Below are 11709 nucleotides of genomic sequence, written 5' to 3' on the forward strand. Positions count from 1 at the left end.
CCTTCCCGAACTCAGAAGTGAAACCTCTTAGCGCTGATGGTAGTGTGGGGTTACCCATGTGAGAGTAAGTCATCGCCAGCTCATTATTCTAAACACCCCGGTCTCGAAAGAGATTGGGGTGTTGCTTATTGCGCGGAAATAAGAAAAATCTAGAAACTCTGGATATAGTAGATAATAAAGACAGATATATATTAAGCCTAAGAAAGAGTTCTGTTATAAATAATAAGAAAATTAAATTTTTAAGTATGCATAATAAGAGAAGAGCATCTATGATAATTTATGGTGATGTAAGTTCGGGTAATTGTTATAAGATTAAATTATTACTTTCCTTATTAAAAATTAATCATAAATGGGTCCATGTTGATATTTTAAACAAAGAAACTCAAACAGATGATTTTTTGTCGTTAAATCCCAATGGAAAAATACCTATATTAGTGCTGGATGATGGTCGTGTTTTGAGTGAATCCAATGCTATTTTAGGTTATGTAGCTGAAGGAACAAAATTTATTCCTACAGATCCTTTTATTAAAGCAAAAATGTATCAGTGGATGTTCTTTGAGCAGTATAGTCATGAACCATTTATTGTAGTTGCTCGCTTTATTAATAAATATTTAGGGTTACCAACAGAAAGAATACAGGAATATCATAATTTACAGCCAAAAGGCCATAAAGCGCTATCTATTATGGATAAAGCTTTAATAGAGTATGATTATCTCGTTGGAAATGAATTGACCATTGCGGATATCGCTTTATATGCATATACGCATGCCGCTGAGGAAGGCGGCTTTGATTTAAAGTTATATCCAAATATTCGAGCATGGTGTCAAAGAATTTGAGAATATTTAGGTTATGTAGATATGATTTAAATAAAAAAGAACTCATATAGAGTTCTTTTTATATCTGAGCGTCTGATTTAGAAGTGTGCTTCCAAGCCTACATATGGACCTTTAAACTCAAATTTAAGGTCATTGTTATCATAATCATCTAAGTCAATATTGAGTACGCGGTAGCCAGCTTTCAAGCCTAAATCAACTGCTAAATTATCGACGAATTTATACTTTACCTCTGCTAATGCATCTGTGATTTTTGCATCATTAAAGTTTGTATAGGTTGCTTCGCCTTTAGCACTTAACCCTGTGAATGGAAGTTTCACTTCGCCTGACAAATAAGCGATAGGATATGTTTTATCAATATCAACACGTTTACCAGTGTAGGCAGTGATATCACCATTTAATACAGTTGCCCCAAGACCAGCATCTACACTCACAATATTATCTAATAATTCGTAGTAAAGAATAAAATCACTATGATCTAAATTAATTTTATAGTTAGCTTGGCCTAAGGTTTCTGACTTAGTCTCGGTATCTAGATTTACATAGCGAATTTTTGCATTTGGAATAAATGGAATTGGATGCTCAAAAGCTAATGAAAGCTGTGCACTGCCTTTTCGATCTAAATCTTGATCATCTGGTAGTTGTGAAGACATGTTTGCTTTACCATCGTAAAACCAATAACCAACGTCTCCTTTAACTCCTATAAAATCAGCTTGTGCGAATCCGCTAAGACCCATCCCGAGTGCCAAAAAAGACATTTTTAATATCTTCATCATCATATCCTAAGAAAAGAAATCTTTGAGCGCATGATATAGATATCTGTGTAGTTATGCATTGATGAAAAATGGCGAATATAAAACTTTTAGAGCGTTAATTATTAATATTAATCTATCTTTTTGATTTTAATGTAAAAATATAGAATTAAGGAAGATCTTATGGGGGAAAGTTTTAGTATAAATTTTGTGTAATATGACAATAAGATTTTATGTTTTCAATTATCTAAAAAATAGTTGATATATCTACTTTATAAAATACAAAAGAATTTAAATGGTAGAAAATATCATTGCTTATAATCTCCAATAATATGTTTTAGAACACGAATATTAGCTAAAAAATAACCAATCTGAATAAAAAACTCTAAAAAACGTAAAATTTCAGATGGAAATTACAGTAAAAATAAATAAAAACAGGTATTGTTCAGCTATATAGGAGCAAAAAATGGACAAAAATCTTTAAGGAAGAATTTTCTATTTTTGCTTGTTTGACATGAAAATAAAAATACTCAAAAGGTGCCTTTTATTCTCTATCAAACGCAAAAGTATTCTTTGGTTCTTTTTTTGCGTGCGGAATAACAATCAACAAAAGCAGTAAAAATAAGCAATCTTTTTAAAATTAGGTGTTCTATGACAGATTCTCGTGAAAACTGGACGTCACGATCTGGTTTTATTATTGCAGCCGTTGGTTCGGCTGTCGGCTTAGGTAATATTTGGCGTTTCCCCTACGTTGCTTATGAAAATGGTGGTGGTGCGTTTCTTATTCCTTATTTACTTGCACTCATTACAGCAGGTTTACCATTACTATTTTTAGATTATGCGGTAGGCCATCGTAGTAATGGGTCACCTCCTAAAGCGTATCGAGCTTTGTTTAAAGGAGGAGAAACATTAGGATGGTGGCAGGTTTGTGTCTGTATCATCATCGGTTTGTACTACGCAAGTGTACTGACTTGGGCTGGTAGTTATATTTATTTCTCTATTGGTCAGATGTGGGGAAGTGACCCGGAAGGCTTCTTCTTCAATACCTATTTACAAACCTCAAAAGCGACTGGTTTTGATTTACAGTTTGTAAGTCATTTATTTTGGCCGATTGTTGGAATTTGGGCACTGACTTTAATCATTTTATATGGTGGAGTGAAAAAGGGTGTTGAATTATCTAACAAGATTTTCATGCCTTTATTGTTTGTTTTATTTACCATTTTAGTGATTCAGTCATTGCGTTTACCGGGCGCGGTACAAGGCTTAAATGCTTTCTTTACGCCAAATTGGTCTGCCATGATGGACTATAAAGTTTGGTTAGCAGCTTATGGTCATACTTTCTTTTCACTCTCCGTTGGTTTCGGGATCATGGTGACCTATGCATCCTACTTAAAACCAAAAACCAATTTAACTGGCTCAGGCCTTATTGTCGGTTTTGCAAATGCATCGACAGAGATTTTAGCGGGTATTGGTATTTTTGCGGCGCTTGGCTTTATGGCACATGCTGCAGGTACTGAAGTTAAAGACGTCGTGAGTGGTGGTATTGGCTTAGCATTTATTGCTTTCCCTAAAATTATTTCAAGTTTAGGGTCGGGTGCTGACCTATTTGGTCTTTTGTTCTTCTCTTCATTATTTGTAGCTGGTATTTCTTCAATGGTCAGTATTTTGGAAGTGCCGATTGCTGCAATGCAAGATAAGTTGAAGTGGGGACGCAAGAAAGCTGTAACCATTATTGGTGGCGGTAGTGCGCTTGTATCAATTATTTTATTCTCAAGTGTAAATGCAATTAAGCTTGTTGATATTGTCGATCACTTTATTAATAACATTGGGATTATTGGTGGCGCATTATTATCGATTATTAGTGTAGCTTGGTTTAAACGTTCAGCACTTAAAGAGCTTCGTGACCATGTAAACCGCATTTCAACCATTCAATTGGGTAAAGGCTGGGATTTCACTTTAACAGTCATCACTTCTTTAATCTTGTTAACAACACTCTCTATGACTGTTTTTAATTTGATCAAAAATGGCTATGATACTTATAGTATGAGCTTACAAGGTGTATTCGGCTGGGGCAGTGTGATTTTCTGTGGAGTCGTAGCTATCGTGTTAAGTAAAATGAAAGATCGCTAGGAGGATAAAATAATGAATACTTCGGCAATCGTGATGTTAATAATTTCAATGGTGTTTGTATGGGGTGGATTAGCATTGTCCATCTTACATTTAGCAAAGCATCCTGAAGAATTAGATGAAGTTTTAGATGAAGTAAAAGATCAGCATACACTTTAATATACTGATCTAGTAAAAAAGCAGGCATAACGCCTGCTTTTTTTATGCAATTTTTTGGATTTTACAATAATAGAACCCATCACCAGATTGTGCTTGTGGCAATAATTGTCTGCCATGGATTTGTTCAATTCCCCAAGCTGCTTCGATTTTCACTTCTTTTGCATCGGTATGTTCTGCAAAGAAATCAATCATCTGTTGCTCATTTTCAGCTTTTAAAATTGAACAGGTGATGTAGAGCAATGTGCCGCCAACTTTGAGTTGTTGCCACATATGTTCCAAAATCTGTTTTTGTAGCTCAATGGTTTGCGCTATATCGGTAGATTGACGCAATAGGCGTATGTCAGGATGACGTCGAATTACACCTGTCGCAGAGCATGGTGCATCAAGCACGATACAATCTACTGGTTCAGCCAGAGTCCACTCGGTTGCATCGGCAGCCAGAATTTCAGTATGGCTTTGGTCTAGCTGTAGTCGGTTTAAGTTTTCAGTCACACGGACTAAACGACTCGCGTCCTGATCAATGGCAATTAACTGTGCTGGTTTAAATTTTTCCAGTAAGTGAGCTGTTTTACCACCCGGAGCAGCACACGCATCAATCACTGTTTTATTGTTTAAATCAGGCAATAGGGTTGCACATAACTGCGCATGTTCATCTTGTACAGAAAACCAGCCCTCTTCAAAACCAGGTAACTGAGTGATTTGTACAGATTGCTCAAGAACAATACCTGCTTCAGACAGAGTACACGCATGTGCCTGAATATCTAGACTTTGTAGTTTTGCTAAATAAGCATCTCGACCAATGTGGCGCTGGTTCACTCGTAAGGTTAAAGGTGCAACTTGTTTTAATGATTGGCAGAGCGCTTCGGTTTGTTCTCCCCAATCCTTTTTTAACCTTTTGAAAAGCCAACTTGGTAAGCCATGTGCTTGTTGTAAACCCTGCTCGAACTCCTCAGTTTCACGAGTAGCTCGGCGCAAAATAGCATTTACAATGCCACTGAGTGCAGGGAACCCAAGTTGTTTAGTCGCATCTACTGTTTCCGAGATGGCAGCGTGTGCTGCAATACGCGTGCATAAAACTTGATAAAGACCAACGTATAGGCAGGTTTCCACAGTCTCATTGTTTAAAGGTTTGCTGAGCAGAGGTAAGCTAATTGATTTAAGCGCAAACCATTGGCGCAATGTACCTAAAACGAGCTCATGAAACAAAGCACGGTCGCGCTCTGCAACTTGATTGAGCTGTGTATTTAAAATACTAGCAAGTGATTGCCCTTGCTGAACTTTTAGTAACGTTTGGACGACTTGAGCGCGAAGGTTAAAACGTGATGAATTTGAATTAACCTGACTCATGGCAGAATCTGTCCTACGTGAAGTTTTTGAGTTTGTGCAATTTGCTGAGCATTTAATGCTTTACCACCCGGCCATTGCGCACTCGTCAAACAAATAAATGTATTTTCACCGCAAGCAACATGCACGCCTTGTTTATCAATTGCAATAATTTCACCAGTTTGGGCATCTGCTTTGCTTTGACTAGAAACTAAAGAGTTCCAAACACGCAGTGCATTATTTTCATCAAGCTGAACAAAAGCGACTGGCCAAGGGTTAAATGCACGAATATTTCGGTCAATTTGAACAGCATCAATTGACCAATCAATACGAGCTTCTGACTTTACGAGTTTATGAGCATAGACCGTTAAGCTTTCGTCTTGAACTTCGCGTTCTGCCAAATATTTTTGTAGTGTTTCTTCTGACTCGAGTACCGCACAAATTGCTGTTGCACCTTGATCTGCAAGTTTGTCATGCAAAGTCGCAGAAGTATCTTCGGCAGTGATTGGACAATAAGTTTTATACATCATATCGCCTGTATCTAAACCGGCAGCCATTTGCATGATGGTGATACCAGTTTCTTCATCACCTGTTGCAATCGCACGTTGAATGGGCGCTGCACCACGCCAGCGTGGTAATAATGAGCCGTGAATATTTAAACAGCCATATTTAGGTGTATCGAGTACAGCTTGTGGAAGAATCAAACCATAGGCTGCAACGACCATCACATCGGCACCTAAAGCAGCCAATTCTTGTTGAGCAGCCAAGCCTTCTTCGGTGGAAGCTTTGAAGTGGAGTGGTTGATAAACAGGAATATTGTGTTCAAGTGCAAGTTGTTTTACAGGCGATGGCGTTAGTTTTTGTCCACGACCCGATTTACGATCTGGCTGAGTATAAACCGCGATAATTTCATGGGAAGTTTTTAATAAAGCCGCCAATGCTGTTGCAGCAAATTCGGGGGTGCCAGCAAAAATAATTTTCACAAATGCAATCCAAAAAGAGTTTATGGGTAGTATACGTGAAAAACGTTTGAAGCCCTAAACTCATGGCGATTGAGCATCTTAGTTTTTAAATAGTGAACAAAAAATTATTGAAAAAATTTTATTGATAAAAAAAGGTTATAAAAAAATAAAAAATTATTCATGTAAGTTTTGCTAAATATTGACTGAGTATTATCGTTCTTGGCTTTCCCTATATTATTTGCTTCTATAGAATGGAGAATGATCAAATTATGATGATGAGTCAATATTCCGACTGATCTAACGCTATATCAGTATCATTCAGCCAGAGTGGAAGTCATTTCACTCAAGCACAACTTGTTGGAAACACAAATGCCTGACTATCGTTCAAAAACATCGACACACGGAAGAAATATGGCTGGCGCACGTGGCTTATGGCGTGCAACAGGAATGAAAGATGAAGATTTCGGCAAACCAATTATTGCAGTGGTCAACTCATTTACCCAATTTGTTCCAGGCCATGTACATCTAAAAGATCTAGGGCAGCTTGTCGCAGCAGAAATTCAGGCAGCAGGTGGTGTTGCTAAAGAGTTCAATACAATTGCAGTGGACGACGGTATCGCGATGGGGCATGACGGCATGCTTTATTCTTTGCCATCACGTGATTTGATTGCTGACTCAGTTGAATATATGGTGAATGCACACTGTGCAGATGCCATGGTGTGTATTTCTAACTGTGACAAAATTACACCGGGAATGTTGATGGCTGCGATGCGCCTAAATATTCCAGTAGTTTTTGTGTCTGGCGGACCAATGGAAGCGGGTAAGGTTAAGTTCCGCGGTAATGAAAAAGCGATTGACCTTGTTGATGCCATGGTTGTTGCGGCTGATGAAAGTTATACAGACGAGGAAGTTGAAGAGTTTGAACGTTCGGCATGTCCAACATGTGGTTCATGTTCAGGTATGTTTACTGCAAACTCAATGAACTGTTTAACCGAAGCTTTAGGTTTATCTTTACCGGGTAATGGTTCGATTGTTGCGACGCATGCAAACCGTAAAAAATTATTCTTAAAAGCAGGTCAGCTTATTGTTGAATTGGCTAAGCGCTATTACGAACAAGAAGATGCAAGTATTTTGCCTCGTTCAATTGCAACTAAGGCTGCATTTAAAAATGCCATGACCCTTGATATTGCAATGGGTGGTTCAACCAATACAGTTCTACATTTATTGGCTGCAGCAAGTGAAGCTGAAGTTGATTTTACTATGGACGATATTGACGAATTATCACGTCGAGTTCCTGTACTTTCAAAAGTTGCTCCTGCGAAACAAGACGTTCATATGGAAGATGTTCACCGTGCCGGCGGTATCATGGCCATTTTAGGTGAGCTTGATCGTGCGAATTTACTTGATGTATCTGTACCGACAGTGCACGAGAAAACTTTAAAAGATGCATTAGATAAGTGGGATATTATTCGTACTGAAGATGCCGATGTATATGAGTTCTATCGTTCATCTCCGGGTGGCGTACCAACTCAAGTTGCGTTCTCGCAAAATCGCTATTATTCAACATTAGATGGCGACCGTGAAAAAGGCGTGATTCGTAATGCAGAGCATGCATTCTCTAAAGACGGTGGTTTAGCAGTTCTATACGGCAACATCGCACTTGATGGTTGTATCGTAAAAACTGCAGGCGTTGATGAATCGATCTTGAAGTTTACGGGTACAGCACGCGTATTTGAAAGCCAAGATGCAGCTGTAGATGCAATTTTGGGTCATGACATTAAAGCTGGTGATGTGGTTGTTATTCGCTATGAAGGCCCACGTGGTGGTCCAGGTATGCAAGAAATGCTTTACCCAACTAGCTATCTTAAATCGAAAGGTTTAGGAAAAGACTGTGCATTGGTGACAGATGGTCGTTTCTCTGGCGGTTCATCAGGTCTTTCAATTGGACACGTTTCACCAGAGGCTGCTGAAGGCGGTGCAATTGGTTTGGTAGAAGATGGCGACACCATTGAAATCGATATTCCGAACCGTACCATTCACTTAAACGTTGATGATGCGACTATGGCGCACCGTCGTACAGTTCAAGAAGCGAAAGGCTGGCATCCAAAAGAAGAACGTAAACGTAAAGTATCAAAAGCGTTAAAAGTTTATGCAATGCATACAACAAGTGCGGCAAAAGGAGCTGTACGCGTTCTATAAAATATTCAATTTTAATAATTGAGTAGGAAACATGCACCCATTAACACGATGAATTGCTATCATGTTATGGGTGCATTTTTTATGTCTGGTAAAAAAAATCCGCTTGTAGGAAAAGGTGTTTTCAGATCATTCTATGGGTTTGCCATAAAATGGTGATAAAATCTTCACCTACGCAGAAACTCGCGAAATAACATGACATATTTTCTGCGCGAACTTAGGTAGTCATTTTTCTATCTCGACTACTGTTTAACCTTGCACTATGATCAAAATACCTTTTGATCTCGCTTAGGATTTATTTTTTAGAGGCACTACTCATGTCACTGCTACGCCGTTGGTTTGACCCTATCCGATCGAGCTGGTTTTACCAAAAGCCTTCTCGTCAAGCGGTGTTACCCACGGAAAATGGTTTAAGTATTTATTTACGACTTGATGATGTGTATAGCTATCTGGCTGTTCAGCAATTGTCTCAGCTAGATGAAATTTTAAGTGATGAGCTTAAACCTTTAAAAATTATTATTTCTCATACAGCTTCTGAACCTCCAAATAGCATGACGCATGAGGAGTGGCAGCATTATTGTTTAAATGATGCCAAGATTTTAGCAAATCAGCATCGGTTTGCTTTTGATGAGTTCCCAGAAATCCCAAGCCAAGAAGCTTTAAAACAAGCCGCTGTCATATTAAAAAGAACCCCATTACAAGGTCAGAACTTCTTACATTTACTTGAAGATATCTTTCATATGCTTTGGCAACAGCAATATGGAAAGTTACGTACTTTACATGCCATGGCGGTAAAGCACCAGATGCCACAGCATTTCCCAGAACGTATTTTTACAGATGAGCCTGTACAGGCGGCATACTTTGAATTTGGTGGACGTAAATATCATGCAGTGGATGATTTATTACGTTTAACCCGTCGTTTAAAACAACAAAAGTTACTGACCGGTATTCCGATTTTTTTAATTAATCATATCGAATGGCGTGAACATTTGATTAATGATGCTGAAGCACTCAATGAAATTCAGGCTCTTCACCCTGAGCTTGATGTATTTATTGCTTTAGAAGATCCAATGAGCTGGTTACTTCTTGCATATATTAAAGAAGAACTCGCAGACTATTATGATATTCAGTTAAAAGTCTATCCGCTCAGTTACCAAGGCCGAGACTGGTTTGACTGGAGCTTGGCAACACGTGTTTCTAAACGTACTGAGGTGGCTTTTACACCTTTTTGTCGTCCTACAGAAGAAAGTACGCTTGAGATGGCAAAGCTTTTTTATAGCGTGCCAGAAAATCAGCAACTCGATACAATTTTTACTATTTTGCAGGCAGTTTGGACGAAAGGAAAAGACTTATCTTTCCAAAGACACTTCCAAGAGTTACAGCAGCAACTCGGTATTGAGCAGTTAACTGAACAAGATATCCCATCTGTCTTAGAGCAAAATGATGCACTTTGCAAAGACAAGCATCAGCCTGATTTGCCGGTTTTAGAGTTGCGTATTGATGGGCAAAGTTATGTATTTAATAGCTTGTACCGAGTTTGGATGATTGAAAGTATTTTTAGTAATGTTTTAGAAGAAAAATACAAAACGGCCTCAACTTCTAATTGAGGCCTACTCCTAAAAACAAGAATAGGGCAAAACCTGTTTTTTCCGTAGCATAACCATGTAGGGAATCGGAGATAAACAGTGACTTTTTTAGCAATTATTATGATGGTGTTTGCCTTTGCTGGCATGATCAAAGGCATGATTGGCCTAGGTTTGCCCGCAGTATCAATGGGCTTACTCACCATCGCAATGAGCCCTTTTCAGGCTGCATCTCTTTTAATTGTTCCTTCAATGGTCACCAATGTTTGGCAGCTTTTTGCAGAGGGACATGTTTGGACTTTTATTCGCCGTTTCTGGACTTTGCTCGTAGGCATTGTGGTGGGCTCAATATGGAGCTTTTTACCGACTTTAAGTCAAAGCCATGGGCATAGTAGTGAGATTTTATTAGGAAGTATGTTGGCCTTATATGGCCTTTATGGATTATGTGTCAAAAAGCTTCCACACTTAGGGAAACATGAGCGCTGGTTATCGCCGATTATTGGATATATTGGTGGGGCAGTCACCGTAGCCACAGGCGTCATTATTATTCCTATCGTGCCATATTTGCAGTCTTTGCATTTAAAACGTGACGAGTTGGTTCAGGCTTTGGGATTAACGTTTACCGTCTCTACCATTTGTCTTGCTGTTTTCTTACACCATAACCCGATGTCTGGAGTAACACTGGACTATCGTTTATCTTTTGCTGCGTTGTTGGCTGCACTGATTGGAATGTGGATCGGTAAAAAAATCCGTTATCGACTCAATGAGCAGTTATTTCGCCGTATCTTTTTTATAGGGTTGGTGTCGTTAGGGCTTTATATGATTTTGCATTAAGCCGTTTTTTCAGGACGATGCTGCAATAAAAAATCTGCAAACTGTTGGTAACTGCTAGGCAGCTGGTTGAAGTTTTGTGTGGCTAAAAGGAGTTTACGATTTGCCCATGCACCTAGAAGTTGGATCGAATGAAAATCATAATCTGATTGCAAACGCTGTGCCGCACGAGCTGGCATAATCGCAATTCCTACACCTTTGGCGACTACTTCAGCAATTGCACTAAAGTTAGGTAAGCGCAAACGGTATTGTATGTTAAAGCCTAATAATTTCGCTTGAGTTTCAATAGACTGTTGCAAAGAGTGGTGGGCTTTAAGGCCAATAAAACCATAGCTTAAAGCGTCTACTAAATTCAGCTTTTGATATTGAGTTAACTCATGTGTAGCAGGACAAATCAAAACTAGAGGATCACTCGCAAATTCTTTAGTTTGCAAATGTCGGGTATCAAAAAAGCTTGAGACCAAGCCAAGGCTCGCAATTCCTTGGGTTAATGCATCTACAATTTCCGAACTTTCTGCTTCGTGCAAATCGATATTCATTTCAGGATGAAGCACTAAATATTGCGGTAATAACGGAGGCAAATATTCGCTTTGAGCAGAAGAGTTACACCAAAGCGTTAAGGCTTGTGTTGTAGAAGACTTAAAGCGCTGCATTTCTTGTTCGAGTTGATCTTTTTGTGCTAAAAGCTGACGAGCATGTTCTACAAAAGCATGTCCCGCTGTGGTGAGTTCTACACCTGTGGTTTGGCGAATAAATAAAGGTGTTTCAAAATACTGTTCGAGTTTTTTAATACGTTCACTCGCTGCTTGAAGAGAAATAGCAGAGCGGTCCGCACCTTTAGTCAGGCTACCTGTAGAGACAATATGAAGTACCAGCTGTAAATCAAAAAAATCAAAACGCATGATAGGAACGTATTGAAGCGCAAAAAATCATCATACTAAAT

At 38.8% G+C, this 11709-nt stretch carries 10 protein-coding genes; 6 read left to right on the forward strand and 4 right to left on the reverse strand.

The window, feature by feature from the left end; all coding sequences use genetic code 11:
- Positions 1–269: 269 nt before the first annotated feature.
- The gene (locus ACG59Z_RS15230) at positions 270–836 is read left to right on the forward strand and encodes a glutathione S-transferase family protein (RefSeq protein ID WP_400200211.1); all 567 of its coding nucleotides are present in this window, start codon (positions 270–272) and stop codon (positions 834–836) included.
- Positions 837–913: 77 nt separating this feature from the next.
- On the opposite strand, the gene ACG59Z_RS15235 is transcribed toward ACG59Z_RS15230, so the two are convergent.
- A complete protein-coding gene (locus tag ACG59Z_RS15235; RefSeq protein ID WP_400200099.1) occupies positions 914–1606 on the reverse strand; it encodes a TIGR04219 family outer membrane beta-barrel protein in 693 nt (230 codons plus the stop codon).
- A 630-nt stretch (positions 1607–2236) separates the two neighbouring features.
- On the opposite strand from ACG59Z_RS15235, the gene ACG59Z_RS15240 reads away from it, so the two are divergent.
- Together ACG59Z_RS15240 and ACG59Z_RS15245 are read left to right on the forward strand one after the other, a co-directional pair.
- A complete protein-coding gene (locus ACG59Z_RS15240) occupies positions 2237–3715 on the forward strand; it encodes a sodium-dependent transporter (protein WP_400200101.1) in 1479 nt (492 codons plus the stop codon).
- Between the two features lie 12 nt (positions 3716–3727).
- Complete coding sequence (locus tag ACG59Z_RS15245; RefSeq protein ID WP_151762191.1) at positions 3728–3871, forward strand: methionine/alanine import family NSS transporter small subunit; 144 nt, start codon at positions 3728–3730, stop codon at positions 3869–3871.
- A gap of 42 nt (positions 3872–3913) precedes the next feature.
- On the opposite strand, the gene rsmB is transcribed toward ACG59Z_RS15245, so the two are convergent.
- Together rsmB and fmt are read right to left on the reverse strand one after the other, a co-directional pair.
- Positions 3914–5218 (reverse strand): 16S rRNA (cytosine(967)-C(5))-methyltransferase RsmB, encoded by a 1305-nt coding sequence (gene rsmB / locus ACG59Z_RS15250; RefSeq protein ID WP_400200103.1) that lies wholly within the window; start codon positions 5216–5218, stop codon positions 3914–3916.
- Positions 5215–6177, reverse strand: coding sequence for a methionyl-tRNA formyltransferase (fmt, locus tag ACG59Z_RS15255; RefSeq protein ID WP_400200105.1), 963 nt, complete (start codon positions 6175–6177; stop codon positions 5215–5217). The genes rsmB and fmt overlap by 4 nt, the downstream gene beginning before the upstream one ends.
- Positions 6178–6525: 348 nt before the next feature.
- Between fmt and ilvD the strand changes: the two genes are divergently transcribed.
- The 3 genes from ilvD (at position 6526) to ACG59Z_RS15270 (ending at position 10769) form a co-directional block, all read left to right on the forward strand.
- Positions 6526–8355, forward strand: coding sequence for a dihydroxy-acid dehydratase (gene ilvD / locus ACG59Z_RS15260; RefSeq protein WP_039766669.1), 1830 nt, complete (start codon positions 6526–6528; stop codon positions 8353–8355).
- Between the two features lie 314 nt (positions 8356–8669).
- Complete coding sequence (locus ACG59Z_RS15265; protein ID WP_400200107.1) at positions 8670–9959, forward strand: hypothetical protein; 1290 nt, start codon at positions 8670–8672, stop codon at positions 9957–9959.
- Positions 9960–10037: 78 nt separating this feature from the next.
- Positions 10038–10769: a sulfite exporter TauE/SafE family protein gene (locus ACG59Z_RS15270; protein WP_400200108.1), complete on the forward strand. Its 732-nt coding sequence runs from the start codon at positions 10038–10040 to the stop codon at positions 10767–10769.
- Here ACG59Z_RS15270 and ACG59Z_RS15275 read toward each other — a convergent pair.
- Complete coding sequence (locus ACG59Z_RS15275) at positions 10766–11668, reverse strand: LysR family transcriptional regulator (protein WP_396481596.1); 903 nt, start codon at positions 11666–11668, stop codon at positions 10766–10768. The two genes, ACG59Z_RS15270 and ACG59Z_RS15275, sit on opposite strands and share 4 nt — an antisense overlap.
- Between the last annotated feature and the right edge of the window lie 41 nt (positions 11669–11709).

This window comes from Acinetobacter sp. ABJ_C1_1 (genome assembly GCF_044684115.1).
In the GTDB taxonomy this organism is placed as follows: Bacteria; Pseudomonadota; Gammaproteobacteria; order Pseudomonadales; family Moraxellaceae; genus Acinetobacter; species Acinetobacter nosocomialis_A.

Coding starts and splice junctions, on each gene's coding strand:
- ACG59Z_RS15230 (WP_400200211.1), top strand. CDS start 270: ATGATAATTTATGGTGATGTAAGTTCGGGTAATTGTTATAAGATTAAA.
- ACG59Z_RS15240 (WP_400200101.1), top strand. CDS start 2,237: ATGACAGATTCTCGTGAAAACTGGACGTCACGATCTGGTTTTATTATT.
- ACG59Z_RS15235 (WP_400200099.1), bottom strand. CDS start 1,606: ATGAAGATATTAAAAATGTCTTTTTTGGCACTCGGGATGGGTCTTAGC.
- ACG59Z_RS15265 (WP_400200107.1), top strand. CDS start 8,670: ATGTCACTGCTACGCCGTTGGTTTGACCCTATCCGATCGAGCTGGTTT.
- rsmB (WP_400200103.1), bottom strand. CDS start 5,218: ATGAGTCAGGTTAATTCAAATTCATCACGTTTTAACCTTCGCGCTCAA.
- ilvD (WP_039766669.1), top strand. CDS start 6,526: ATGCCTGACTATCGTTCAAAAACATCGACACACGGAAGAAATATGGCT.
- ACG59Z_RS15245 (WP_151762191.1), top strand. CDS start 3,728: ATGAATACTTCGGCAATCGTGATGTTAATAATTTCAATGGTGTTTGTA.
- ACG59Z_RS15275 (WP_396481596.1), bottom strand. CDS start 11,668: ATGCGTTTTGATTTTTTTGATTTACAGCTGGTACTTCATATTGTCTCT.